Source organism: Streptomyces guryensis (genome assembly GCF_021261325.1).
In the GTDB taxonomy this organism is placed as follows: Bacteria; Actinomycetota; Actinomycetes; order Streptomycetales; family Streptomycetaceae; genus Streptomyces; species Streptomyces guryensis.
In genome coordinates this window covers 170,483-195,577 of record NZ_JAJSBI010000003.1, presented here as the reverse complement: position 1 = coordinate 195,577, position 25,095 = coordinate 170,483, and the positions used below count along the sequence as shown (strand labels likewise).

General features: G+C 70.8%; 25 protein-coding genes. 12 read left to right on the top strand and 13 right to left on the bottom strand.

What is annotated here, in order from left to right:
• Positions 1 to 104 precede the first annotated feature (104 nt).
• Positions 105 to 1,145, bottom strand: a complete 1,041-nt coding sequence (locus LJ657_RS07805) for an NAD(P)-dependent alcohol dehydrogenase (protein WP_232647654.1) — start codon at positions 1,143 to 1,145, stop codon at positions 105 to 107.
• A 171-nt stretch (positions 1,146 to 1,316) separates the two neighbouring features.
• Here LJ657_RS07805 and LJ657_RS07800 point away from each other — a divergent pair, with 171 nt between their 5' ends.
• Positions 1,317 to 2,228, top strand: coding sequence for a helix-turn-helix domain-containing protein (locus LJ657_RS07800; protein WP_232647653.1), 912 nt, complete (start codon positions 1,317 to 1,319; stop codon positions 2,226 to 2,228).
• 134 nt (positions 2,229 to 2,362) lie between these two features.
• Here the strand turns inward: LJ657_RS07800 and LJ657_RS07795 are convergent, their stop codons facing one another.
• The 4 genes from LJ657_RS07795 to LJ657_RS07780 form a co-directional block, all read right to left on the bottom strand.
• A complete protein-coding gene (locus LJ657_RS07795) occupies positions 2,363 to 3,046 on the bottom strand; it encodes an ABC transporter ATP-binding protein (protein ID WP_232647652.1) in 684 nt (227 codons plus the stop codon).
• A 307-nt stretch (positions 3,047 to 3,353) separates the two neighbouring features.
• On the bottom strand, positions 3,354 to 4,814 hold the full coding sequence (locus LJ657_RS07790) for an ABC transporter permease (protein WP_232647651.1): 1,461 nt from the start codon (positions 4,812 to 4,814) through the stop codon (positions 3,354 to 3,356).
• A gap of 147 nt (positions 4,815 to 4,961) precedes the next feature.
• Positions 4,962 to 6,209 carry a L,D-transpeptidase gene (locus LJ657_RS07785; RefSeq protein ID WP_232647650.1) on the bottom strand — a complete coding sequence of 416 codons (1,248 nt, stop codon included), beginning with the start codon at positions 6,207 to 6,209 and terminating at the stop codon, positions 4,962 to 4,964.
• 206 nt (positions 6,210 to 6,415) lie between these two features.
• On the bottom strand, positions 6,416 to 6,769 hold the full coding sequence (locus tag LJ657_RS07780; protein WP_232647649.1) for a hypothetical protein: 354 nt from the start codon (positions 6,767 to 6,769) through the stop codon (positions 6,416 to 6,418).
• A 109-nt stretch (positions 6,770 to 6,878) separates the two neighbouring features.
• On the opposite strand from LJ657_RS07780, the gene LJ657_RS07775 reads away from it, so the two are divergent.
• Both LJ657_RS07775 and LJ657_RS07770 read left to right on the top strand, forming a co-directional pair.
• Positions 6,879 to 7,193, top strand: coding sequence for a hypothetical protein (locus tag LJ657_RS07775; protein WP_232647648.1), 315 nt, complete (start codon positions 6,879 to 6,881; stop codon positions 7,191 to 7,193).
• A 142-nt stretch (positions 7,194 to 7,335) separates the two neighbouring features.
• Positions 7,336 to 7,662 carry a hypothetical protein gene (locus LJ657_RS07770; RefSeq protein ID WP_232647647.1) on the top strand — a complete coding sequence of 109 codons (327 nt, stop codon included), beginning with the start codon at positions 7,336 to 7,338 and terminating at the stop codon, positions 7,660 to 7,662.
• A gap of 60 nt (positions 7,663 to 7,722) precedes the next feature.
• Here LJ657_RS07770 and hutH read toward each other — a convergent pair whose 3' ends face one another.
• The 3 genes from hutH to LJ657_RS07755 form a co-directional block, all read right to left on the bottom strand.
• Complete coding sequence (hutH, locus tag LJ657_RS07765; RefSeq protein ID WP_232647965.1) at positions 7,723 to 9,261, bottom strand: histidine ammonia-lyase; 1,539 nt, start codon at positions 9,259 to 9,261, stop codon at positions 7,723 to 7,725.
• A 149-nt stretch (positions 9,262 to 9,410) separates the two neighbouring features.
• Positions 9,411 to 10,559, bottom strand: a complete 1,149-nt coding sequence (locus tag LJ657_RS07760; protein ID WP_232647646.1) for a GGDEF domain-containing protein — start codon at positions 10,557 to 10,559, stop codon at positions 9,411 to 9,413.
• Between the two features lie 170 nt (positions 10,560 to 10,729).
• A complete protein-coding gene (locus tag LJ657_RS07755) occupies positions 10,730 to 11,524 on the bottom strand; it encodes an enoyl-CoA hydratase/isomerase family protein (protein WP_232647645.1) in 795 nt (264 codons plus the stop codon).
• A 177-nt stretch (positions 11,525 to 11,701) separates the two neighbouring features.
• Between LJ657_RS07755 and LJ657_RS07750 the strand changes: the two genes are divergently transcribed.
• On the top strand, positions 11,702 to 12,262 hold the full coding sequence (locus LJ657_RS07750) for a hypothetical protein (protein ID WP_232647644.1): 561 nt from the start codon (positions 11,702 to 11,704) through the stop codon (positions 12,260 to 12,262).
• Positions 12,263 to 12,389: 127 nt separating this feature from the next.
• Here the strand turns inward: LJ657_RS07750 and LJ657_RS07745 are convergent, their stop codons facing one another.
• Positions 12,390 to 13,505, bottom strand: a complete 1,116-nt coding sequence (locus LJ657_RS07745; protein ID WP_115906251.1) for an adenylate/guanylate cyclase domain-containing protein — start codon at positions 13,503 to 13,505, stop codon at positions 12,390 to 12,392.
• A gap of 122 nt (positions 13,506 to 13,627) precedes the next feature.
• Entirely contained in the window at positions 13,628 to 14,488 is an 861-nt protein-coding gene (locus LJ657_RS07740) for a biotin--[acetyl-CoA-carboxylase] ligase (RefSeq protein ID WP_232647643.1), read from the bottom strand.
• A gap of 111 nt (positions 14,489 to 14,599) precedes the next feature.
• Here LJ657_RS07740 and LJ657_RS07735 point away from each other — a divergent pair, with 111 nt between their 5' ends.
• The 4 genes from LJ657_RS07735 (at position 14,600) to LJ657_RS07725 (ending at position 17,377) form a co-directional block, all read left to right on the top strand.
• On the top strand, positions 14,600 to 16,192 hold the full coding sequence (locus LJ657_RS07735) for an acyl-CoA carboxylase subunit beta (protein WP_232647642.1): 1,593 nt from the start codon (positions 14,600 to 14,602) through the stop codon (positions 16,190 to 16,192).
• A gap of 8 nt (positions 16,193 to 16,200) precedes the next feature.
• Positions 16,201 to 16,410, top strand: a complete 210-nt coding sequence (locus LJ657_RS07730; RefSeq protein ID WP_232647641.1) for an acyl-CoA carboxylase subunit epsilon — start codon at positions 16,201 to 16,203, stop codon at positions 16,408 to 16,410.
• 159 nt (positions 16,411 to 16,569) lie between these two features.
• Entirely contained in the window at positions 16,570 to 16,698 is a 129-nt protein-coding gene (gene mmpB, locus LJ657_RS48065) for a morphogenic membrane protein MmpB (RefSeq protein WP_269786181.1), read from the top strand.
• A 61-nt stretch (positions 16,699 to 16,759) separates the two neighbouring features.
• Complete coding sequence (locus tag LJ657_RS07725; protein WP_232647640.1) at positions 16,760 to 17,377, top strand: Maf family protein; 618 nt, start codon at positions 16,760 to 16,762, stop codon at positions 17,375 to 17,377.
• On the opposite strand, the gene LJ657_RS07720 is transcribed toward LJ657_RS07725, so the two are convergent.
• Positions 17,346 to 17,861 carry a hypothetical protein gene (locus LJ657_RS07720; protein ID WP_232647639.1) on the bottom strand — a complete coding sequence of 172 codons (516 nt, stop codon included), beginning with the start codon at positions 17,859 to 17,861 and terminating at the stop codon, positions 17,346 to 17,348. The two genes, LJ657_RS07725 and LJ657_RS07720, sit on opposite strands and share 32 nt — an antisense overlap.
• Positions 17,862 to 18,244: 383 nt before the next feature.
• On the opposite strand from LJ657_RS07720, the gene LJ657_RS07715 reads away from it, so the two are divergent.
• Together LJ657_RS07715 and LJ657_RS07710 are read left to right on the top strand one after the other, a co-directional pair.
• Positions 18,245 to 20,017, top strand: coding sequence for an acetyl/propionyl/methylcrotonyl-CoA carboxylase subunit alpha (locus LJ657_RS07715; RefSeq protein WP_232647638.1), 1,773 nt, complete (start codon positions 18,245 to 18,247; stop codon positions 20,015 to 20,017).
• A gap of 263 nt (positions 20,018 to 20,280) precedes the next feature.
• Positions 20,281 to 20,829: a TetR/AcrR family transcriptional regulator gene (locus LJ657_RS07710; protein ID WP_232647964.1), complete on the top strand. Its 549-nt coding sequence runs from the start codon at positions 20,281 to 20,283 to the stop codon at positions 20,827 to 20,829.
• Between the two features lie 153 nt (positions 20,830 to 20,982).
• Here the strand turns inward: LJ657_RS07710 and LJ657_RS07705 are convergent, their stop codons facing one another.
• Together LJ657_RS07705 and LJ657_RS07700 are read right to left on the bottom strand one after the other, a co-directional pair.
• Positions 20,983 to 21,930 (bottom strand): DeoR/GlpR family DNA-binding transcription regulator, encoded by a 948-nt coding sequence (locus tag LJ657_RS07705; protein WP_308117015.1) that lies wholly within the window; start codon positions 21,928 to 21,930, stop codon positions 20,983 to 20,985.
• Positions 21,931 to 22,096: 166 nt separating this feature from the next.
• Positions 22,097 to 23,545, bottom strand: coding sequence for an NAD(P)H-quinone dehydrogenase (locus LJ657_RS07700; RefSeq protein ID WP_232647637.1), 1,449 nt, complete (start codon positions 23,543 to 23,545; stop codon positions 22,097 to 22,099).
• 106 nt (positions 23,546 to 23,651) lie between these two features.
• Between LJ657_RS07700 and LJ657_RS07695 the strand changes: the two genes are divergently transcribed.
• Both LJ657_RS07695 and LJ657_RS07690 read left to right on the top strand, forming a co-directional pair.
• Entirely contained in the window at positions 23,652 to 24,089 is a 438-nt protein-coding gene (locus tag LJ657_RS07695) for a gamma-glutamylcyclotransferase family protein (RefSeq protein WP_232647636.1), read from the top strand.
• Positions 24,090 to 24,233: 144 nt separating this feature from the next.
• Complete coding sequence (locus tag LJ657_RS07690) at positions 24,234 to 25,058, top strand: purine-nucleoside phosphorylase (RefSeq protein WP_232647635.1); 825 nt, start codon at positions 24,234 to 24,236, stop codon at positions 25,056 to 25,058.
• The last annotated feature ends 37 nt before the right edge of the window (positions 25,059 to 25,095 follow it).

Below are 25,095 nucleotides of genomic sequence, written 5' to 3'. Positions count from 1 at the left end.
CCTCGATCGCATCGATCAGAGTGTCTGAGCTGTCAGAACTGACAGAGCTGTCAGGGCTGTCAGGGCTGTCAGGGCTGTCAGGGCTGTCAGGGCTGTCAGGGCTGTCAGATCGTCTCCGTGTCGATCACGAAGCGGTACCGGACGTCGCTCGACAGCACCCGCTCGTACGCCTCGTTGATCTGGTCCGCACTGATCACCTCGATCTCGGCGCCGAAGCCGTGCTCGGCGCAGAAGTCGAGCATCTCCTGGGTCTCGGCGATACCGCCGATCATGGAGCCGGCGAGGGTCTTGCGGCCGGCGATCACCGAGAAGAGGTTGAGGGCGATCGGCTCCTCGGGGGCGCCGACGTTCACCAGCGCGCCGTCCCGCTTCAGCAGCGACAGGAACGCGCCGAAGTCGAGCGGGGCCGAGACCGTGGAGAGGATCAGGTCGAAGGAGCCCTGCAGGTCCTTGAAGGTCTGCTCGTCGCTGGTCGCGTAGTAGTGGTCGGCGCCCAGCTTGAGGCCGTCGTCCTTCTTGCGCAGGGACTGCGAGAGCACCGTGACCTCGGCGCCGAGCGCGTGGGCGATCTTGACGCCCATGTGGCCGAGACCGCCCATGCCGAGGACGGCGACCTTCTTGCCGGGGCCGGCGTTCCAGTGCTTCAGCGGGGAGTAGGTGGTGATGCCGGCGCACAGGAGCGGCGCGGCCACGTCCAGCGAGAGGGCGTCGGGAATGCGGACGACGAAGTTCTCGTCGACGACGACCTTCTCCGCGTAGCCGCCGTAGGTGGGCTCGCCGTCCTTGCCGATGGAGTTGTACGTGCCGACGTTGCCGCCGGTGCAGTACTGCTCCTCGCCGGCCTTGCAGCTCTCGCACTCACGGCAGGAGTCGACCAGGCAGCCGACGCCCACCCGGTCGCCGACCTGGTGCCTGGTCACGCCCGCGCCGACCTCGGAGACGATGCCCGCGATCTCGTGGCCGGGGACCATCGGGAAGATCGCCTCGCCCCAGCCCTCCCGTGCCTGGTGGATGTCGGAGTGGCAGATACCGGCGAACTTGATGTCGATCAGGACGTCGAACTCACCGACCTCGCGGCGCTCGATGGTGGTGCGCTCCAGCGGAGCCTTCGCGGCGGGGACGGCGTAAGCGGCGACAGTGGTCATGCCGAGGGGTCTCCTAGCAGTGGTTACGCGCCCGGCTGCCTTCTGACCGGGCGTGTTGTCCAGCATGCCGGACCGTACGGACTTCACCCAGCCCACGCTCGTGCGTACGTCCGCTGTGCCTACCACTGGCGGGGTCAGGATGGTGTGCGTACGACGGTGAATACTTGAGGCATGGACGAACAGCCCGAACCCGCACACGAGCCCGCCGGGGCTCTGGACCGGCGTGCCGAGCTCAGCGAGTTCCTGCGCACCCGGCGGGCCCGGCTGAAGCCGGAGGACGTGGGGCTGCCGGACTTCGGGCGGCACCGGCGGGTGCCCGGGCTGCGCCGCGAGGAGCTGGCGCAGCTTGCGGGGGTCTCGGTGGCGTACTACACGCGGCTTGAGCAGGGCAACGGGCGGAACGTGTCGGCGGAGGTGCTCGACTCCATCGCGCGGGCGCTGAGGCTGTCGGACGCCGAGCACGCGCACCTGACGCACCTCGCGAAGCCGAAGCAGCACAAGAAGAAGCCGGCGGCGCGGTCGCAGCAGGTGCGGGGGACGCTGCTGCAGCTGCTGGACTCGATGGACGGGGTGCCGGCGTACATCTCCGGGCGGCGCTCCGACATCCTGGCGTGGAACCGGATGGCGGCGGCCGTCTTCGGCGACTGGGGGGAGCTGCCGGCGCAGGAGCGGAACTGGGCGCGGCTGGTGTTCCTGAGGCCGCAGTACCGCGAGCTGTTCTTCGACTGGGAGCAGAAGGCGAGCGACGTGGTCAGCTTCCTGCGGATGGACGCGGGCTGCTATCCGGACGACCCGCGGCTGTCCGCCCTGGTGGGCGAACTGTCCGTGAAGAGCGAGGAGTTCAGACGGCTGTGGGCCACGCACGACGTCAAGGAGAAGGGCTACGGCGTCAAGCACCTGCACCACCCCCTGGTCGGCGACCTGACGCTCAACTTCGAGTCGTTCCGGTCGGCGGACGACGACGGTCAGGCGCTGCTGACGTACCACGCCGAGCCGGGGTCCGCGTCGGCGGACGCGTTGCGCCTGCTGGCCAGCTGGGGCGCCGACGCCACCAGGGCGGGGCATTCGGCGCCGTCGGCCTGAACGGCCTCGTCCTCCAGGTCTGCGGAGCATTCGTCGACTGCTCCGGCTGCGCGGACGCCGGGCCGGTCATGCCCTCCCCCGGGGCCACGCGGCCGCCGACACAACGGTGGCCGCGTCCGTGCCGTCCCGCGCGGTCACGCGCCCGCGTTCTCCTTGACGGTGAGCCTGCCCTTGCGGATCGTCGCCAGCCGCGGGGCCTTCTTCGCGATCGCGGAGTCGTGCGTGACCATGATGAACGTCAGCCCGAGCTCCTTCCACATGCGCTCCAGGACCTCCATGATCTCGTCGCGCATCGACTCGTCGAGATTTCCGGTGGGTTCGTCGGCGAGCAGTACCTTCGGCTGCTTGACGAGTGCTCTGGCTATGGCGACGCGCTGCTGCTGTCCTCCGGACATCTCGCCGGGCAGGTGTCCCAGCCGCTCGCCGAGACCGACCGAGGTCAGCGCCTCGGCGGCGCGTTCGCGCCGCTCCTTCGCCTTCACCCCGAGGGGTACGAGGGCTGTCTCGACGTTCTCCTGGGCGGTGAGCGTCGGGATGAGGTTGAAGCTCTGGAAGACGAAACCGATGTTCTCGCTGCGGACGTTGGTGAGCTTGGCTTCGGAGAGCCTGGCCAGGTCGGTGCCGTCGAGGACGACTTCACCTTCGGTGGGCCGGTCAAGGCCACCGAGCATCTGGAGGAGGGTGGACTTGCCGCCGCCGGTGGGGCCTTGGATGACCAGCCGGTCGCCGTCGGCGATGGAGAGGTCGACGCCGTCGAGGGCGTGGACGGTGTCCTTGCCTCGGGTGTAGCGCTTGGTGACGTTTCTGAGTTCGTACATGGTGACTCCTGGGTGGTTTTTCCGGCGGGCGTGCGTGTCGTGTTCGGCTGCGGGTGAGTGGGGGCTGATCGCGCAGTTCCCCGCGCCCCTCAGGTCCGGCTGCAGCCAGGTCGGCCGCGACTGCGGGCACTCGTCCCGTCAGCCGCGGGCATTCGTGCCGCCTAGGCGGCACGGGTGGGCGCGGGCGGCATCCCGTGGCGCCGGGCTGCGCGCCCCATCCGGCCATCGGCGAGTACGCCCGTGCCGGCCGCCTCTTCCTGAGCCGTGCCGTGCGTCATCCCACCCCTCCGCCACAGCCGACGCCGGGCTACTCGACGCGGCGAAGCGCGTCCGCCGGCCGCAGCCGCGACGCCCGCCAGCCGCCGAAAGCCCCCGCGATCAGCCCGCCAGCCACCGCAAGAGCCACCGCCAGCACGATCGTCGTCACGCTCACCGGCGCGGTCAGCGCAACCTCCAGCGTCTTCGCCGCCCGCCGGCCGGGCCCATCGAAGCCGCCACCAGCGCCACCGAAACCGCCCGTGCCGCCCCCGCCGCCCAACTGCGCCTGCAGCGTCGGACTCACGCTGGTCACGGCATACGCCCCCGCCAGCCCCAGCCCTATCCCCAGCGCACCGCCCAGCAGCCCGTTCACCATGGCCTCACCCACGACCTGCCGGGTCACCCGCCCCGACCTCCACCCCAGCGCCTTCAGCGTGCCGAACTCCCGCACCCGCCGCGAGACGGCGGAGGACGTCAGCAGCCCCGCGACCAGGAAGGCGGCCACCAGCACCGCGATCGACAGCCACTTGCCGACATTCGTGGCGAGTGACGACGCCGTGGACAGTGAGCCGGAGACCGTCTTCGCGAGGTCCGTCGACGTCGTGACCGTCGTACCCGAGACGTTCTTCTGGATGGTCGACTTGACGGAGTCGATCTGCTGGGAGTCGGTCGCCTTGACGTAGACCGTCGTGATCTTGTTCTGCTCGCCGGCCAGGGTCTGCGCCTGCTGCAGCGGGATGTACAGGTTGGCCGCCGCGTCACCGCTGTCCGCGGTCGCGATGCCGATCACCTTGAACTTGACGCTCTTGACGGTGACGGTCGAACCGACCTTGTACTTCTTCTCCTTGGCGTACGCGGAGTCCGCCACGACGACCCTGGCATCGGTCTCGGTCGCCTTGAAGGTACGGCCGCTGGTGATCTTCGACGAGGTCAGCGGGCCGAGCGCGGACTTCGTGACGTCGGTGCCGTACACCGTGTACTGGTTGATGTCGAAGTTGGCGCCGCCGCCGCGCACTTCGCCCTGCGGCTGCCCGGTGCCACCGCCCGCGCCGCGACCGCCCTGGCCGTTGCCGGAGTTCTGGTTCTGCCGGAACTGCCCGCGGGTGAACTGGCCGTCGACCTTCACGACGTTGAGGCTCAGCCCGCCCACCGCGGACGAGACGCCCTTCTGGCCCGCGACCTTGCTGACGGTCGAGGAGGCCAGGGTCGTGAAGCCCTGCACGATGACCCGGTCGCTGCTCTGCGTGGAGTCGTCGCCGTTGTTCCGCGCGTCGAACTGGAAACGCGGACGCTGGGAGTTGCTCGCCGTCGGCGTCGCGGCCTTGGTGACCGTCATGTCCGTGCCCAGCCCGTACAGCGACTGGAGGACCTTGTCCTGCGCCCTGCCCATGCCGGACGACACGGAGCTGACCACGATGACGAGCGCGATGCCGAGGGCAAGACCGGAGGCGACGACGAGGGCCGCCTTTCTGCGGCGGCGCAGTTCGCGCCTCAGGTAGGTGAAGAACATGCGCCGCAAGCTAGGGACGTCCCGTGATGACTCGATAAGGCCGGCATAAGAGCTGCATGAGAAGCCTGTGGCGGGAGGGGGAAAGGGCTGGAAAACACCGATGCCGCCCCTGGGGGCGGCATCGGAAAGCTGTGAACCGACAGTGGGTCAGACGGCCGAACCGGCCTTCCAGTCCGCCCAGCTGAGGTTCCAGCCGTTGAGGCCGTTGTCCGGCTGGACCGTCTTGTCGCCGGTGTTGGAGATGACCACGACGTCACCGACGATCGAGTGGCTGTACATCCAGTAGCCGGCCGTGCCCGTGTCGTTGGCGCCCTTGGTGTCCGAGAGGCCCACGCAGCCGTGGCTGGTGTTCACGGAGCCGAAGATGGACTTCGCGCCCCAGTAGTTGCCGTGCAGGAAGGTGCCGGAGTTGGTGAGGCGGATGGCGTGCGGCACGTCCTTGATGTCGTACTCGGCCTTGCCGTCGTTGTCCGTGAAGCCGACGGTCGTACCGTTCATCCGCGTCTGCTTGTACTTCTCGGACATCACCATGACGCCGTTGTACGTCGTGTGCTCCGGCGAACCGGCCGAGATCGGGATGGTCTTGATCGTCTTGCCGTCCTGCGTGACCTTCATCTGCTTGGTCTTGGCGTCGACGTACGAGACCTGGTTGCGGCCGATGTGGAAGGTGACCGTCTTCTGCTGCACGCCGTAGACCCCGGAGGCGCCCTCGACACCGTCGAGCGCGAGCTTCAGCGTGACGGTGGAGTTCTCCTTCCAGTAGTTCTCCGGGCGGAAGTCGAGGCGGTTGGCGCCGAACCAGTGTCCGACGACCTGCTGGCCGCTGCTGGAGGAGACCGTGATGCCCTTCTGGACCGCGGCCTTGTTGGCGATCGCCTTGTCGAAGTTGATCGACACCGGCATGCCCACGCCGACGGTGGTGCCGTCGTCCGGTGTGTAGGTGCCTATGAAGCTGTTGGCCGGGGCGACCGTGGTGAACGAGGCGTTCTCGTGCGCGACGCGACCGCCGGAGTCCTTCGCCACCGCCGCGACCTTGTAGGTGGTCGAGCGCTCCAGCTGGGCGTTCGGCTTCCAGCTGGTCTTGTCGGCGGAGAGCGTGCCGGCGACGGCGGTGCCGCTCTCGGTGGTCATGGTCACGCCCGTGAGCGTGCCCTTGCTGACGGTGACCGCCGCTGAGTTGTTGATGGAGGCGTTGTCGGAGCCATCCTTGGGCGTGATCTTGATGTCGGCCTCGGACGACTTCTTGGCCGCCGCCTCGTCGGCCTTGGCCTGCGAGGTGTCGTTGTTCCCGCCGGAGGCCTTGTCGCTGCCGCCCGAGCACGCCGAGAGCACCAGAACCCCGCCGAGCAGTGCGGACGCGGCCGCCAGGCCCTTGCGCCGCTTACTGTTCGTCATCACACGCTTCTCCATCGTCGCCGTATCCCCAAAAAACCCCGAGAGTCCCCGTTAACGAACTTCAACGCTACGACCGGTTGGTCCCGTTCCACATATCCCGTAGGTGTGGGGCACACCACGTCCGCCGAGACGGGTGGGTGCACGGCTCGGGACGCAGAAAACCCCGGACGGCGGTCGCCACCCGGGGTCACGTTTTCCCAAGCCGCTCAGGAGACGCCGTCGGCCCCCTCGTCTTCGTCGTCTTCGTCGACATCATCCTCGTCCAGGTCCCAATCCGGCGAATCGGGGTCGTAGTCGACGGGCTCGCTCGACCAGGAGGCCTGTGCGAGGTCGACCCCCGGCACCTCACTCACCAGGTCGAACGGGTCGACGAGATACGCGAGGGCCTCCGCCGTGTCTTCCGTCACAGCACCCTCGACGCGCACCCGCTCGTCGGCCGGCAGGTCGGTGTCGGCGGCCAGGCGCCGCAGCGCCGCCTTGGTCACGGCGCCGGCGTCCTCGATTTCAAGGACGAGTTCCACCCGAAGGCGGACAAAACGTGATGTCTCTTCAGTGTTCATGCCCGGAGCGTAAGGCCCGGGGCTCCCGTGACTTTCCTGTGACCCGCGCCTTTCACTAACATCGCCCCACACGGCCAATTCGCCAGCGCCACAAGGGGATCGATATTCCGTGTCATCCGCTCGTCGTCCGTTGCTGACCGCCACCGCCGCAGGCACCGTCCTGTGCGCCCTGTGGTTCGTTCCCTCCGCCAAGGCGACCGGGGACGAGCCGGCGAGAACAGCGCACTCCGCGACCCCGACGTCGCAGGTCACAGCGCAGGCGCGGGCCGTTACGGAGACCACGGACAACTCCGGTCCCGGGACCCAACTGGCCGACACGGGAAGCCCCGACACCACTCCGTACGTCGTCGGCGGCACCCTCTTCCTCGGGATCGGCGCCGGGTTCGTGGCGTATTCGGTGCGCCGGGAACGCCTCGGTTTTTGAATTCGCTCGGCGTTTCCCTGACGCGGCCCGCCGCGGTGGCAGCCCAGCAGACACGGCACAGTCCGCGCTTGAAGAGATCATCGAGGGTGCGTGCGGGCGCCACGGTTGCCGTGAGCGCGCTGTCGCTCGCCCTCATCACGGGTTGCGGAAGGCGCTCGGCGCGGCCGAGCTGAAGAAGCGCATCACCAGCGGGGCGGCCCTCGACGCCGCCAAGGGCCAGGACACCCAGAACTTCACGAAGGTCGCCGGGGCGAAGTCCGCCGGCAGCGGTGACGGGTCGGCGGCGTTCGCCGTGACCGGCAGGACCGAGGGCGACACGACGACGGTGCACGGCGAGGTGGTGCGGCACGGCGCCACGGTCGCCACGTACTACTCGGTCAGCCTGGCGGCCCTGGCGGGCAGGAAGGACAGGTACGGCGTCCCCGCCGAGACCGTCAAGGCGCAGGCGGCCGTGCTCCGCCGGAGCTGACGCCCGGGGAGGGCCGCCGCCGGGGGGAGGCAGCGGCGGCCCTCGTACCCGTAAGAGCGGTCAGGCGAGCGGTCCCGTCACGCGCTCCACCGCGGCGACCAGACGCCCGTCGCGCACGAAGGCGTCCGCGGCGGCGAGGTCGGGGGCGAGGAACCGGTCCGGGCCGGGCCCCTGGACCCCCGCCGCCCGTACGGCCGTGATGGCCGCCTGCGAGGCGGCCGCGGGGGTCAGGCCCTCGCGCAGTTCGATCGCGCGGGTGGCGGCGTACAGCTCGATGGCGACCACGCGCGTGAGGTTGTCGACGGCCGTACGCAACTTGCGGGCGGCCGACCAGCCCATGGAGACGTGGTCCTCCTGCATGGCGGAGGAGGGGATCGAGTCCGCGGAGGCCGGTACGGCCAGCCGCTTCATCTCGCTCACCAGCGCCGCCTGCGTGTACTGGGCGATCATCAGCCCCGAGTCGACCCCGGCGTCGTCGGCCAGGAACGGCGGCAGGCCGTGGCTGCGGTTCTTGTCGAGCAGCCGGTCGGTGCGCCGCTCGGCGATCGACGCGAGGTCCGCGGCGGCGATCGCGAGGAAGTCCAGGACGTACGCCACCGGAGCGCCGTGGAAGTTGCCGTTGGACTCGACGCGCCCGTCGGGCAGCACGACCGGGTTGTCCACGGCCGACGCCAGCTCGCGCTCGGCGACGAGCCGGGCGTGCGCCATGGTGTCCCGTCCGGCACCGGCGACCTGCGGGGCGCAGCGCACCGAGTAGGCGTCCTGGACGCGCGGGGCGTCGTCCTGGTGGTGCCCGGTGAGCTCTGAACCCTTCAGCACGGCCAGCATGTTGGCGGCGGAGGCGCCCTGCCCCGGGTGCGGGCGGATGGCGTGCAGCTCGGGTGCCAGCACCTTGTCGGTGCCGAGCAGCGCCTCCAGCGACAGGGCCGCGGTGATGTCGGCGCACTTGTAGAGGGCGTCCAGGTCGGCGAGGGCCATGACCAGCATGCCGAGCATGCCGTCGGTGCCGTTGAGGAGGGCGAGGCCCTCCTTCTCGCGCAGCTCCACGGGGGCGATCCCGTGCTCGGCGAGCAGCTCACCGGCCGGGCGGACGCTCCCGTCCGGCCCTTCCGCGTCCCCTTCGCCCATGAGCGCGAGGGCACAGTGGGACAGGGGCGCGAGGTCACCGGAGCAGCCCAGGGAGCCGTACTCGTGGACGACGGGCGTGATCCCCGCGTTGAGCACGTCGGCCATGGTCTGCGCGACCTCCGGCCGCACCCCCGTGTGCCCCGAGCAGACGGTCTTGAGCCGCAGGAACATCAGGGCCCGTACGACCTCCCGCTCCACCCGCGGCCCCAGGCCGGCGGCGTGCGAGCGGACGATGTTGCGCTGCAGCTGAGCGCGCAGCTCCTGGCTGATGTGCCGGGTCGCCAGCGCACCGAAGCCGGTGCTGACGCCGTAGACGGGCTCGGGCTTGGCCGCCAGCGCGTCCACGATCTCGCGGGCGGCGGCGAGGGCCGCCACGGCCTCCGCGGAAAGCTCGACCCGGGCGCCGCCGCGTGCCACGGCGAGAACGTCGGACGCGGTCACCCCGGACGTCCCCACCACCACAGTGTGCATATCCATATTCAGGAGCGTACGCAGTGAAGACGAAGATGTCACTACCGGGTCGCGGGTAAGCCCCTTACAGCGCCCTCCGGCCCGTCCGGCGTTTGAGGGCGAGGCCGTTCAGGCCGATACGGGGGCCTGGGGGCGGGGCCCCCAGCACGTCACCCCGGACGCCCCCGGAACCGCCGCCGCTCGGCCGGCACCCGCGGCGAAGGCTCGTCAGCCAGCCGCACGACCGGATCGTCGGGACCCTCCCGCCCCGCCACGACCGGCTTCCCCGAGCGGAGCGCCTTCGCCCGGTACTGCGCGGCGTCCGCCAGCCGGAACAGCCGCCGGGAGGACCGCACGGGCCCGATGGGATCCTCGGTGGAAGCGACCCCGCAGGCGACCCCGTCGCCGAGCTCCAACTCGGCGGCGCGACGGCAGAGTTCACCGGCGGCCTTGACGGCCTCGTCGGCCGACGGACCGACGGAGAGCAGACAGAACTCGTCGCCGCCGAGGCGGGCGGCGAGCGCGCCGGGGAGCATGGCGCCGCACAGGGAGAGGACGGAGCCGAAGCGTTCGAGGAGACGGTCGCCGACGGCATGCCCCTGGGTGTCGTTGACGCGCTTGAGGCCGTTGAGGTCGCAGACGACGAGGCTGACGACGGTGCCATCGGTGCGGTGCCGCTCGACGGCCTCGTCGAGCTTCACATCGACGGCGCGGCGGTTGGCCAGGCCGGTGAGGGCGTCCGTGTAGGCGAGCCGCCTCGCCTCCTCCAGCCGCTCGGCCTGGGCGATCCCGGCGGCGACCACGGCGGCCAGAACGGTCGCGAAGTCGGCGTCGCCCCGGTCGAAGACGGGAGCACCGGCGGGACGGGCGACGTAGAGCTCGCCCCAGGCGCGCCCGTTCAGCACGATCGGGGCGACGACGCAGCAGCCCCGGCCGCGGCGGCGCAGGGCGGCGACGCGCTGGTGGACATAGCCGGGGCGGCCGCCCGCTGCGGGCCCGTGCGCCGTCTCGACCCATGCGTCGGGCTCGCCGCCGCCGGCCCACCGTTCGTGCAGGAACTCGGTGATCTCGGGGAACTGGTGCACGGGGTACGACTCGTCCTCCGGGAACTCCTCCTCCCCCTCGACCCGCTCCCCCACGTTGGCGAGGACCCGCAGCCGGCCGAGCTCCCGCTCCCACACCGACAACGCGGCGAAGCTCCCGCCCAGCGCCCGGCACCCCCCGGCCGCCGCCGCACGCCACGCCTCGCGCGAGCCGTGGGCTGCCGCCATGCCCTGCGCGAGCGCGACGACGGCCGCGAGCCGTTTGTCATCACCCATTACTCCAGGTTAGGGAGGTTTCCACTGGTTTGTTCTCTTGATACGGCGGTGGGGTGACCGGCCCTCGGGGCTCTGCCCCCAGGGCCCGGATCGACCCTCGATGGGCCTCGTCCTCAAACGCCGGACCGGCTGAGTGATGCCGACCGGCGCTCAGAAGCCGCTCCCCGGTTTCACTCCCCGGGCCACTGCGGCTTCCGCTTCTCGTTGAACGCCGCCACTCCCTCCGCCCGGTCGCCCGAGAAGGCCACCGACCGCCACGCCGCATCCTCGACCTCCAGCCCGGCCCGCAGATCGAGCCCGTGCCCCAGGCGCAGCGCCCGCTTGGCGGCCCGCAGGCCGACCGGTGAGTTCGCGGCGATACGTGCGGCCAGGTCGAGCGCCGCCTCCCGGTCCCGGCCCTCCTCCACCAGCTCGTCCACGAGCCCCAACTCCCGTGCCTCCGCGGCCGGCAGACGCCGCGCGGTGAAGACGAGCTCGGCCGCCCGCGCGGCCCCCACCCGCCGCGGCAGCAGCTGCGTACCGCCGCCGCCCGGGATGACGCCCACCGACACCTCCGGCAGCCCCACCACGGCGGTCCGGTCGGCCACGATCAGGTCGCACGACAGCGCCAGCTCGAAGCCCCCGCCCAGGGCGAACCCGTGCACCGCCGCGATCGTCGGCACCGGCAGCTCCAGGACGCCGGTGTAGGCGCCCCGCGCGACCGGCCGCTGCCGCAGCAGATCGGCGTCGGTGAAGGAGTTCCGCTCCTTGAGGTCCGCCCCGACGCAGAACGCCCGCTCGTGCGTGGACGTCACCACGACCACCCGTACGTCACGGTCCGCACCGAGCGCCGCGCAGGCCCCGGCGATCGACCGCGCCATCTCGCTCGACACCGCGTTCATGGCCTTGGGCCGGTCGAGGACGAGCTCCGCGACATGCCCGTGCCGCCGCACCACCACGAACTCCCCGAACCGCTCCTCGCTCATGACACCCTCCGGTTAACGCGGGTTAACAACCTTCGGCCCGATCATCGCAGGGTTTCGTCCCGTTGTCCCCGTTCGGGTGACATCCCACCCAACTCCCTCCGCACCGCCCACGGGAGCGCATACCGTGCGTCCGCCACGGCGCACAGGGGAGCGCGGGCGCAACGGGGAGGGGTCACGATGACGGAGACGGCGGAGACATCGGTGAGGCGCGGCCGGCATCGCAGGCCCCGCCCCCGCAAGGTGCTGTTCGCCGTCAGCGGGCTGGCCCTCGCCGCCGGCGCGCTGAGCCTCGTACGGATGGCACCGGATCCGGCGGGCGGCGGACTCGGCACCGCGGAGGCGGACCCCCACCAGGACCCGGCCACCGACACCGACCGGTCGAGCAAGGCCGTGGCAGCCGTCGAGGCCCTCCCCCGGGTGAGCCCGTCGGCGACCTACGCGATGGGCGGCGCGAACACGAAACCGACGACGCGTGCCACCCTCGTACCGCCCGAACAGGCAGCACCGTCGGCGAACCGGGCGACCACTGCGGGCACCACGACAATCCCGGTCACGCCGAACGCCCCGGCGCCCACGACCACTCGACAACCGCCTACGACGACGACCCCCGCCCCACGGCCGACACCGACACCCGGCCGGACGACACCCCCGCCGCCGCAGCAGCCGGGCGAGACGGACGAGCCCGGCCTGTGCGTACCGGTCATCGGCCTGTGCGTGGACCACCCCGCCGCCGACTGAGAACGTGTACGGGGCCTCGACCTTGCCCTGAAGGGGCGCGGGGCTGTGCCGGTATGCGGCTCCGCCGCGTGGGCGCGACCAGCCACGACGGCGCCGCGGACAACCAACGCCCCACCCGGAGGGACCCTCAGCCCCGCCGCGTGAGCAGCCACGGCTCAACCACACCGAGCCCCCGCACCGGCCGCTGCCACATCGGCTGCAGGGCAAACCGGTACACCGGAGGCTCCTCCCCCTCCTTCTCCGCCGCCGCGGCGGCTTCCGCCGCCTCGGCCTCGGAGGCCGGTGCCTCCCCGGTGCGGATGAGTTCCTGGGCGAAGTCGGCGTCGACCAGGACGGCGTCGCGCGGAGCTATGGACGTCAGCCGGGAGGCGAGGTTCACCGTCGTACCGAAGACATCGCCCATACGAGTGGTCACGGTGCCGAAGGCGATGCCGACGCGCAGCTCCGGCATCGTCTCGTCGTTCGCCATGGTCTCTATGAGACGCAGCGCGATCTCGGCGGCGATCCCGGCGTCGTCGGCCGCGTAGAGCACTTCGTCACCCAGCGTCTTGACCAGCCGGCCGCCGTGCGCGGCGACCAGGTCGGCGGCGGTGGTCTCGAAGGCCTCGACGAGCTCGCCGAGTTCCTCCTCCTCCATACGCCGGGTGAGGCGGGTGAAACCGACGAGGTCCGCGAAGCCGACGGCCAGGCGCCGGTCGACCATCTCCTCGTCGTCGGCGGCCTGCACGACCCGCCCGGCCGAGGCGGCGAGCTGGCGCCGCCAGACGTAGACGAGGAACTCCTCCAGCTCGGGCAGGAGCAGTTCGACGATCGGGTACGTCACCTCGGTGCGGGTCATCCCGGGTTCCGGGGGCTCGGTCAGGCCCTCCAGGAAGGAGTCGATCTGCCACTCCGCCAGACGGGCCGTGGTCTGGCCGGTGGAGCGGGCCACCTGCACGGCCATCGCCTCACTCAGCAGCCCGGCCTCGACGAGGCCGGACAGGCGGCGCAGCGCGAGCACGTCGGCCTCGGTGAGCGCCTTGGCCTGCCCGATGTCGGCGAAGCCCATGGCCCGCCAGAAACGGGTGGCCAGCTCCACCGAGACACCCGCGCTGCGGGCCGCCTGGAAAGGGGTGTAGCGCCGCTCGGCGCCGAGGATCAGGTGTTCCAGGCGCAGGGCGAGCGGGTCCTCGCCGGGATCGGCGGCGTGGGGGTCCACCCGGCCGTCCGCGCCCGTGCCGGAGCCCGTGTCGTCGACGGTCACGCCTGCTGCCCTTCCGATCTGCCACGGTCAGGTATCGACCGGCCTCAACTGTACGGCAGGTGTGCCCTAGCTCACTCCCGGGAGTCGTGCACAGCTGCAGGCAGCCGTGCATCCACCCTCGGTCACAGGGGCCTCAGATGCACGATGTCCCCGGCACCCACCGGCTCCTGGACGCCGTCCTCCGTCGCGATCACCAGCCTTCCGTCGCCATCCACCGCCACCGCCTCCCCGGTGATCGACCGGTCGCCCGGCAGCTCGGCCCGCACTGTCTTCCCCAGCGTCGCGCAGCCCGCCGCGTACGTCTCCTGCAGCCCGCTGACCGCCGGATCGCCGCCGGCCTCCCTCCAGCGGCCGTACCACTCCTCCAGGGAGCGCAACATCGCCCTCAGCAGCGGATCGCGGTCCGTGCTGACCGCTCCGGCGAGCGCCAGCGAGCCCGCCTGGGGAACCGGCAGTTCGTTCTCACGCAGGGTGACGTTGATACCGACGCCGACGACCACTCCGCCGTCCCCGGCCCGCTCGGCGAGGACGCCGCCGGCCTTGCGCTCCTCGCCGCCGATGGACACGAGCAGGTCGTTGGGCCACTTGAGTGCCGTGTCGACGCCCGCGGAGCGGGACAGCCCGGTCGCCACGGCGACCCCGGTGATCAGCGGCAGCCAGCCCCAGCGGGCGACCGGCACCTCGGCCGGGTTCAGCAGCACGGAGAAGAAGAGGCCGGAGCGGGCCGGAGCGGTCCACTGGCGGTCCAGGCGGCCCCGCCCCGCGGTCTGCTCCTCGGCGACCAGGACCGAACCCTCGCCCGCCTTGCCCGCGCCCGCCAGGGCGACCAGGTCGGAGTTGGTGGAACCGGTGCTCTGCACCACCTCCACCTCGCGCCACAGGCCGCCCTCCTGCACGAGCCCGCGCCGCAGCGCGGCGGCATTGAGCGGAGGCCGGTCCAGATCGGACCAGCGGCTGTCGTCTGAAGCATCTCGCGGCGTCATGCAAGCCACCCTAGGTGTGTGAAACGCCGCACTGCTGATTCGTAGCGCCGCCACTACTCTACGGATGAGTAACCGTCCCCCCTTTTGAGCAGGCAGGGAGCCGCGATCCCGATGTCGGAGCCGGAAGAGATCGATATTCACACCACCGCGGGCAAGCTCGCGGATCTCCAGCGTCGTATCGAGGAAGCGACGCACGCCGGCTCGGCACGCGCCGTCGAAAAACAGCACGCCAAGGGCAAGTTGACGGCCCGTGAGCGGATCGAGCTCCTGCTGGACGAGGGCTCCTTCGTCGAGCTGGACGAGTTCGCCAGGCACCGCTCGACGAACTTCGGTCTGGACAAGAACCGTCCGTACGGGGACGGCGTGGTCACCGGATACGGCACGGTCGACGGCCGCCCGGTCGCCGTCTTCTCCCAGGACTTCACCGTCTTCGGCGGCGCGCTGGGCGAGGTCTACGGCCAGAAGATCGTCAAGGTCATGGACTTCGCGCTGAAGACCGGCTGTCCGGTCATCGGCATCAACGACTCCGGCGGCGCCCGCATCCAGGAGGGCGTGGCCTCCCTGGGCGCGTACGGCGAGATCTTCCGCCGCAACACGCACGCCAGCGGTGTCATCCCGCAGATCAGCCTGGTCGTCGGCCCCTGCGCCGGCGGTGCGGTCTACTCCCCGGCGATCACCGACTTCACGGTCATGGTCGACCAGACCTCGCACATGTTCATCACAGGGCCGGACGTCATCAAGACGGTCACCGGTGAGGACGTCGGCTTCGAGGAGCTGGGCGGCGCCCGCACCCACAACTCCGCCTCCGGCGTGGCCCATCACATGGCCGGGGACGAGAAGGACGCCATCGAGTACGTCAAGCAGCTGCTGTCGTACCTGCCGTCCAACAACCTCTCCGAGGCCCCGGTCTTCCCGGAGGAGGCGGACCTGGCGGTCACGGCCGAGGACCTCGAGCTGGATGCGATCGTGCCGGACAGCGCGAACCAGCCGTACGACATGCACACGGTGATCGAACACGTCCTGGACGACGCCGAGTTCTTCGAGACGCAGCCGCTGTTCGCCCCGAACATCCTCACCGGGTTCGGGCGGGTGGAGGGACACCCGGTCGGCATCGTCGCCAACCAGCCGATGCAGTTCGCGGGTTGCCTCGACATCGACGCGAGCGAGAAGGCGGCGCGCTTCGTGCGCACCTGCGACGCCTTCAACGTCCCGGTCATCACCTTCGTCGACGTGCCGGGCTTCCTCCCGGGCGTCGACCAGGAGCACACCGGCATCATCCGCCGCGGCGCCAAGCTGATCTACGCCTACGCCGAGGCGACGGTCCCGCTGATCACGGTCATCACCCGCAAGGCCTTCGGCGGCGCCTACGACGTCATGGGCTCCAAGCACCTCGGCGCGGACATCAACCTCGCCTGGCCGACCGCCCAGATCGCCGTCATGGGCGCCCAGGGCGCGGTCAACATCCTGCACCGCCGCACCATCGCCGAGGCCGAGGCGAACGGCGATGTGGAGGCGACCCGCGCCCGTCTGATCCAGGAGTACGAGGACGCGCTCCTCAACCCCTACATCGCGGCCGAACGCGGCTACGTCGACTCGGTGATCATGCCGTCCGAGACCCGCCGGCACGTCGTGCGCGGCCTGCGTCAACTGCGCACCAAGCGGGAATCCCTGCCTCCGAAGAAGCACGGCAACATCCCCCTCTAGGAGTCGATGTGACGATCAAGGTCGTACGGGGCAACCCGACCCCGGAGGAGCTGGCCGCCGCCCTGGCGGTGGTCCGCGCCCGCGCCGCGGCGGAGGCCTCCGTCCCGCCCGGCGCGACACGAGACAGGGACTCCTGGTCGGACCCGGCCAGGATCGCGTCCCACCGCTTGCCGAAGCCGGGCCCGACGGCGTGGACCCGCACCTACTGGCCGGGGTAAGGACCTGTAGGGGCTCGGGGAACTGCGCGATCTTTCAGGGGCGCGGGGAACTGCGCGACCAGCCCCCACCGGGCCCGCAGACGAACAACAACGTCTGCGGGCCAAACTTGAGTACGCGTACTCAGGCACGGCCCCCCGCCCTGGCCGCACGCTGGTGGCATGCTGTGGTCCGACCCTGAGAACGAGCCCCCCAAGGAACTCCGCGACACCCAGGAGATGCTGCGGCGGCTCGGCCTCCTCATGGCGTTGGCCATGATCCTCGCGATGGTCGTGATCGGCCTGAGGTGACCCCCGCCGCCGCATCGATGTGCGGCTCCGCCGCGTGGCACCGCGCGGCTACGCTGACCGCATGACAGACGCGCCCCGCCGCCTCATCCTGGCCTCCCAGTCCCCCGCCCGGCTGAACCTCCTGCGCCAGGCAGGCCTCGCACCGGAGGTGATCGTCAGCGGCGTGGACGAGGACGCCGTCACCGCCCCCACTCCGGCCGAACTCGCCCTCGCCCTGGCGGAGGCCAAGGCTTCCGTCGTCGCCGCCAGGCCGGAGGCACACGGCGCTCTGGTGATCGGCTGCGACTCCGTGCTGGAGCTGGACGACGAGGCCCTGGGCAAGCCCGCGGACGCCGAGGAGGCGACGGCCCGCTGGAAGTCGATGCGCGGCCGGGCGGGCATTCTGCAGACGGGGCACTGCGTCTGGGACACGGCGAACAAGCGGTACGCGTCCGCCACCGCCTCCACGGTCGTCCGCTTCGGCGACCCCACCGACGAGGAGATCGCCGCCTACGTCGCCTCGGGCGAACCCCTCCATGTCGCGGGGGCGTTCACGCTCGACGGCCGCAGCGCGCCGTTCATCGAGGGCATCGACGGCGACCACGGCAATGTGATCGGCATCAGCCTGCCCCTCGTGCGCCGGCTGCTCGCCCAGCTGGGCGTCGGCATCACGGAGTTGTGGGCGCCGGCGGAGAAGTGACGGGAGAGCCCCCTTCGTCCTTGCCGCCCTCGTCCCTGCCGCCGTCGTTCTCGGGGCCGGGCGCCGCGGGCGGGACCGCGTCGCTGGGTTCGGCCGGGCTGTCGTACGTCATCAGGAGCAGCACTATGAGGGCCAGCACGACCACCATGAACAGGAACGCGGTCCAGCCCACCAGCCCCCACGCGAACGCCCCCAGCAGCCCGTGCACGACCGCCGCGCTGATCAGCAGGATGCGCCCGAAGCCGGCCGGCGGGCGGTCACGGACCGCCACGAGGAGCGCGACCAGGCCGCACAGGGCGAAGTAGAGGCCGAAGACGACGCCGCCGATCTTCGAGGACGCCGACATCATGTCCGGGTCGAGGCCGGCCAGGGACATGTCCTGCCGGTCGACGACGACCCCCAGGAACCAGTTCAGCGCCGCGATGCCGAACGCCTCCGCGAAGAGCACGACCGCCACGACCCATGCCACCGGTCTGCGCACCACCGGTCCCACCCACTTTCGACTGCCGCCCGAGCGGGTCGGACAACCCTGTTGTCACCTCGAGTACGTACGAGACATCGCGAACGCTACTAACGGGTAAACCCTGGGACAAGGGTTCGGCGGGCGGCAAAGATTCGTTGGGCCATTCGTAGGGACTCCACAAAGAAACCGAGTGGCCCGCAGCACGCTCTCACAGAGACCTTGACCACATGGGAGAGCTAGGGTTTCCGAGAGGAGTCCTGCGTACCGAGGTGCGACAAGGGATTTCCCGGGTCGAGCAAGCCTCGCATCACGCTCCGTGTGGGCAAGCTCACCACTGGGGACGGGTCGTAGTGCCGTGTAGCCAGTCCCTAAACTCGGCTTGTTTCAAGGAGGGAGCCTCAATCGTGCGCAAGGTGCTCATCGCCAACCGTGGCGAAATCGCTGTCCGCGTGGCCCGGGCCTGCCGGGATGCCGGGATCGCGAGCGTGGCCGTCTACGCGGACCCGGACCGCGACGCTCTGCATGTCCGCGCCGCGGACGAGGCGTTCGCCCTGGGCGGTGACACCCCGGCGACCAGTTACCTGGTGATCGACAAGATCCTGAACGCGGCCAGAGAGTCCGGCGCGGACGCCATCCACCCCGGATACGGCTTCCTCTCCGAGAACGCCGACTTCGCGCAGGCGGTCCTGGACGCCGGGCTGATCTGGATCGGCCCGCCGCCGCAGGCCATCCGCGACCTGGGTGACAAGGTCGCCGCCCGGCACATCGCCCAGCGCGCCGGCGCCCCGCTGGTGGCCGGCACGCCCGACCCGGTCTCCGGCGCGGACGAGGTCGTCGCCTTCGCGGAGCAGCACGGCCTGCCGATCGCCATCAAGGCCGCCTTCGGCGGTGGCGGCCGCGGCCTGAAGGTCGCCCGCACCCTGGAAGAGGTCCCCGAGCTCTACGACTCCGCGGTCCGCGAGGCCGTGGCCGCCTTCGGCCGCGGCGAGTGCTTCGTCGAGCGCTACCTGGACAAGCCGCGGCACGTGGAGACCCAGTGCCTGGCCGACAGCCACGGCAACGTGGTCGTCGTCTCCACCCGTGACTGCTCGCTCCAGCGTCGCCACCAGAAGCTGGTCGAGGAGGCCCCGGCGCCGTTCCTGTCCGAGGCGCAGGTCGCCGAGCTGTACTCCTCGTCCAAGGCCATCCTCAAGGAGGCCGGCTACGTCGGCGCCGGCACCGTGGAGTTCCTCGTCGGCCTCGACGGCACGATCTCCTTCCTGGAGGTCAACACCCGCCTCCAGGTCGAGCACCCGGTCACCGAGGAGGTCGCCGGCATCGACCTGGTCCGCGAGATGTTCCGCATCGCCGACGGCGAGGAACTCGGCTACGACGACCCGGAACTGCGCGGCCACTCCTTCGAGTTCCGCATCAACGGCGAGGACCCGGGCCGCAACTTCCTCCCGGCCCCCGGCACCGTCACCACCTTCGCCCCGCCCACCGGCCCGGGCGTCCGCCTGGACGCGGGCGTCGAGTCCGGCTCGGTCATCGGCCCGGCCTGGGACTCCCTGCTCGCCAAGCTGATCGTCACCGGCGCCACCCGCGAGCAGGCCCTGCAGCGGGCGTCCCGCGCCCTGGAGGAGTTCCAGGTCGAGGGCATGGCGACGGCGATCCCCTTCCACCGCGCGGTGGTCAAGGACCCGGCCTTCGCGCCCGAACTGACCGGCTCCGGCGAGCCGTTCACGGTCCACACCCGCTGGATCGAGACCCAGTTCGTCAACGAGATCCCCGCGTTCGCCGCCCCGGCCGAGACCGAGGCCGAGGACGACTCGGACCGCGAGACGATCGTCGTCGAGGTCGGCGGCAAGCGCCTGGAGGTCTCACTCCCGTCCTCGCTGGGCATGTCCCTGGCCCGCACCGGCCTCGCCGCCGGCGCCAAGCCGAAGCGCCGCGCCGCCAAGAAGTCCGGCCCGGTCGCCTCGGGCGACACCCTCGCCTCCCCGATGCAGGGCACGATCGTCAAGATCGCCGTCGAGGAAGGCCAGGAGGTCAAGGAGGGCGACCTGGTCGTCGTCCTGGAGGCGATGAAGATGGAACAGCCGCTCAACGCCCACAAGTCCGGCACCATCAAGGGCCTGTCCGCCGACGTCGGCGCGTCCGTCAGCTCCGGCGCCGCGATCTGCGAGATCAAGGACTGACGCAGCACGGTCGTTCCGTACGACATCCCGAGGCGCCCGGCGGACTGGAGCAGTCAGTCCGCCGGGCGCCTCGTTCTTCCCGTTGCTTCTCCCGCCCGGCAAGACGGGTACGGCCTGCGGGAGGCCCGCTCGCGCATCCTCGATGGCATGCTGGAGGCAGACAGGGACGCGCGCGAGGGCAGGTGGGAGGCATGGTGGGCACGACGGCGGCGGGGACCGCGGCGAACGGCGGCGCAGAGGTGACGCCGGCGCCCCCGCGTGTCATGCGTGCCGACGCCCGCCGCAACTACGAGCGGCTGCTCACCGAGGCCCGCGCCGCGTTCGCCGCGCACGGCACGGACGCGTCCCTGGAGGACGTGGCCCGGCGCGCGGGCGTCGGCATCGGCACCCTGTACCGCCACTTCCCCAACCGCCACGCCCTGTTGAGCGCCGTCTTCGAGGAAGCGGTGAGCGACCTCCTGGACCGCTCCCACGCACTCCTGGGCGCCCCCGAGCCGTGCACGGCCCTGGTGACCTGGCTCCGCGAGATCATCACCCACGCCGGCGAGTACCGCGGCCTGGCCCTGGCCCTGATGTCCGTCACCTCCGACGACACCTCGGCACTGGCCAACTGCAGCGGCCCGATGCACGAGGCGGGCGCGGCCCTTCTCAGTCGCGCACAGCAAGCGGGCAACGTCCGCGAGGACGTCACGATCACCGACCTTCTCCAACTGACCAACGCGATCGCCTTGGCAGCGGAGGAATCACCGGCAGACCCGGACTTGGCGGACCGCTTGCTGACCCTCACCCTGCGGGGCCTGAGGGCCGGTTGAGCCATAGCCGACCTGAGGGCAGCGGCCTTCAGGGGCCGCGGGGCTGTATCGATTTGCGGCTCCGCCGCGGGGGCGCGACAAGCCACAACCAACCCGCACCCGCACCCGCACCCGCCCAACATGACGAACCCCTACGGCGAATGGGCAGAAACCCTAACGCCGCCGCAGATCCGCAACCCGAGCCCGCTCCCGCTCCCCCCCGGAGGGGTCAAGCACGGTTGCCGCCCGAAGGCCGGAGGCCTGACCGCGCCGCGGCCCAGGCAGCGCCACGTCCCGGCGCGGCTGGCGCGGGGGGACGGAATCACCGCCCGAGTTCCCGGCCGCCCCGGCCACCGCGATCTGCACGCCCTGGTCGGCGAGAGCCTGCAACTCCGTGCCGGCCCGGTCGTCATGAGGCGGCGGCTCGTCCGTCACAAGACGGGTGATCACATCCGTGGGCACGGTCTGGAACATCGTGTCCGTACCGAGCTTGGTGTGATCGGCGAGGACGACGACCTCCGCGGCCGCCTGCACCAGTGCCCGGTCCACGGACGCCGACAGCATGTTGGACGTGGACAGCCCGCGCTCGGCGGTGAGCCCGCTCCCGGACAGGAAGGCCCTGGACACCCGCAACCCCTGCAGTGACTGCTCGGCACCGCTGCCCACGAGGGCGTAGTTGGAGCCGCGCAGGGTGCCGCCGGTCATCACGACCTCCACGCGGTTGGCATGGGCCAACGCCTGGGCGACCAGCAGGGAGTTGGTGACGACGGTCAGCCCGGGGACCCGGGCGAGCCGGCGGGCCAGCTCCTGGGTGGTGGTACCCGCCCCGACCACGATGGCCTCGCCCTCTTCCACGAAGTTGGCGGCGAGGTCGGCGATGGCCGTCTTCTCGGCGGTCGCGAGATGTGACTTCTGCGGAAAGCCGGACTCCCGCGTGAACCCGCCCGGCAGTACCGCACCGCCGTGCCGGCGGTCGAGGAGTCCTTCTGCCTCCAGTGCGCGCACGTCCCGCCGTACGGTCACTTCGGAGGTCTGGACGACGCGGGCGAGCTCACGGAGCGACACGGCCCCGTTCGCTCGCACCATTTCGAGGATCAATTGGCGACGTTCTGCAGCGAACACGAAACTGACAGTAACCCCAACGACCGTCTGCTTTCAGCTGTTTGCGCCGAATAGCAGAAGTTGTTCGCACACAAGGGCGGGAAGTGGTATAGGGCCTACCCGCCCCGCCTATGCCGTACGCATGCTCGACAACTCCCTGTGACCAGCTAGGAGTCGGTTTCGGCCGTCAGACTTCGCCGCCGGTCTTGCGCGTGTGGAGCTGCCGGGCGACCTCCGCGATCGACCCCGAAAGGGAGGGGTACACGGTGAATGCGTTCGCGATCTGTTCGACCGTCAGATTGTTGTCGACGGCGATCGAGATCGGATGGATCAGTTCCGAGGCGCGCGGGGAGACGACCACACCGCCGACCACGATGCCCGTGCCCGGACGGCAGAAGAGCTTCACGAAGCCGTCGCGAATGCCCTGCATCTTGGCGCGCGGGTTGCGCAGGAGCGGGAGTTTGACCACTCGGGCGTCGATCTTGCCCGCGTCGACGTCGGCCTGTGTGTAGCCGACGGTCGCGATCTCGGGGTCGGTGAAGACGTTGGACGAGACGGTCTTCAGATTCAGCGGGGCCACCGCGTCGCCGAGGAAGTGGTACATGGCGATGCGTCCCTGCATGGCGGCCACCGAGGCGAGGGCGAAGACGCCCGTCACGTCACCGGCGGCGTACACGCCCGGAGCGGTCGTCCGCGAGACCTTGTCGGTCCAGATGTGCCCGGACTCGCGCAGCCTGACGCCGGCCTCCTCCAGGCCCATGCCCTCGCTGTTGGGGATGGCGCCGACGGCCATCAGGCAGTGGGATCCCGTGATGACACGGCCGTCGGAGAGGGTGACCTCGACGCGGTCGCCGACCCGCTTGGCGGCGGCGGCGCGGGAGCGGGCCATGACGTTCATGCCGCGGCGGCGGAAGACGTCCTCCAGGACGGCGGCGGCGTCCGGGTCCTCACCCGGCAGCACGCGGTCCCGGGAGGAGACGAGGGTGACCTTCGAGCCCAGGGCCTGGTAGGCGCCGGCGAACTCGGCACCGGTCACACCCGAACCGACCACGATGAGCTCCTCGGGGAGCTCGTTCAGGTCGTACACCTGCGTCCAGTTGAGGATGCGCTCGCCGTCGGGCTGGGCGTCGGGCACCTCGCGCGGGTGGCCGCCGGTCGCGATCAGCACGGCGTCGGCGACGAGGGTCTCCTCGGTGCCGTCGGCGGTGGAGACGATCACCTTGCGGGAGCCGTCGAGGGCCTGCATGCCCTCCAGACGGCCGCGGCCGCGCATGACCCGGGCGCCGGCGCGGGTGACGGAGGCGGTGATGTCGTGGGACTGGGCGAGGGCGAGCCGCTTCACACGGCGGTTGACCTTCCCGAGGTCCACGCCGACCACCCGGGCCGCCTGCTCCAGCGGCGGGGTGTCGTCGGCGACGATGATGCCGAGCTCTTCGTACGACGAGTCGAAGGTGGTCATCACCTCGGCCGTAGCGATAAGGGTCTTCGACGGTACGCAGTCGGTCAGCACCGACGCCCCGCCCAGACCGTCGCAGTCGACGACGGTCACCTCCGCGCCGAGCTGGGCGGCCACCAGGGCCGCCTCGTATCCGCCGGGTCCGCCACCGATGATCACGATCCGAGTCACGTACCCCATTGTCCCGCACCGCTCAAGGTGCCACTGCCTCGGGGCGGGGCAATGGGTTGGCAAGGTGCCCTTGATACGTCAGGGGCGCCCGTGCCGACTGCCGTACCCTCGACCCATGTCGCTCTACGCCGCGTACGCCGGCAACCTCGACGCGCGGCTGATGACCCGCCGCGCTCCGCACTCGCCGATGCGCGCCACGGGCTGGCTGAACGGCTGGCGGCTGACGTTCGGGGGCGAGCACATGGGCTGGGAGGGTGCCCTGGCGACGATCGTCGAGGACCCGTTCTCGCAGGTCTTCGTCGCGCTGTACGACATCGCGCCGCTGGACGAGGAGTCCATGGACCGCTGGGAGGGCGTCGGCCTGGGCGTCTACCGCCGGATGCGGGTGCGGGTGCACACGATGGAAGGCGAGGAGTCGGCGTGGACGTACGTCCTCGACGGCTATGAGGGCGGGCTGCCGTCTGCGCGGTATCTGGGCGAGATCGCCGATGCCGCCGAGTCCGCGGGCGCTCCGCACGACTATGTGATGGAGCTACGGAAACGCCCCTGCTGAAGCGCGGCAGGTTCACAGTCGGACCACAGGGGCCGCAAAGGTCCCGTTGTGTCACGTGCTTCGTTGGAAACGACAAGACAACGATCGCCATCCCGTGAGCTCTGCCATCTACGCGCGTAGGCGTTGAGCGGCTACTCTCGACGCGTGAACGCATCTCTTCTTCCGGACGACATCCAGGGCGACCCTCACGCCGCCGCCGACGCCGCCGCCGCGCGCCTGCGCGAACTGACCGGCGCCGAGACCCACGACGTCGCCCTCGTGATGGGCTCCGGCTGGGCACCGGCCGTGGACGCCCTCGGTGCACCCGACGCCGAGTTCCACGTCACCGAGCTGCCCGGTTTCCCGCCGCCGGCGGTGGAGGGGCACGGCGGCAGGATCCGCTCGTACAAGATCGGCGAGAAGCGGGCCCTGGTCTTCCTGGGCCGTACGCACTACTACGAGGGCCGCGGGGTCGCCTCCGTCGCGCACGGCGTCCGCACCTCCGTCGCCGCCGGCTGCAAGACCGTCGTGCTGACCAACGGCTGCGGCGGGCTGCGCGAGGGCATGCGGCCCGGGCAGCCGGTGCTGATCAGCGACCACATCAACCTGACGGCGACCTCGCCGATCGTCGGCGCGAACTTCGTCGACCTGACGGACCTGTACTCGCCGCGGCTGCGCGCCCTGTGCAAGGAGATCGACCCCAGCCTGGAGGAGGGCGTCTACGCCCAGTTCCCCGGCCCGCACTACGAGACGCCGGCCGAGATCCGGATGGCCCGGGTGATCGGGGCGGACCTGGTGGGTATGTCGACGGTGCTGGAAGCCATCGCGGCGCGGGAGGCGGGTGCCGAGGTGCTGGGTATTTCTCTCGTGACGAACCTCGCCGCGGGGATGACGGGTGAACCGTTGAACCACGAGGAGGTTCTGCAGGCCGGGCGGGACTCGGCGACTCGGATGGGGTCGTTGATCGCTCAGGTGCTCGGCCGGTTGTAAGGGCGGTACTGCTCGGGGCGGTGCGGCATTTTCAGCC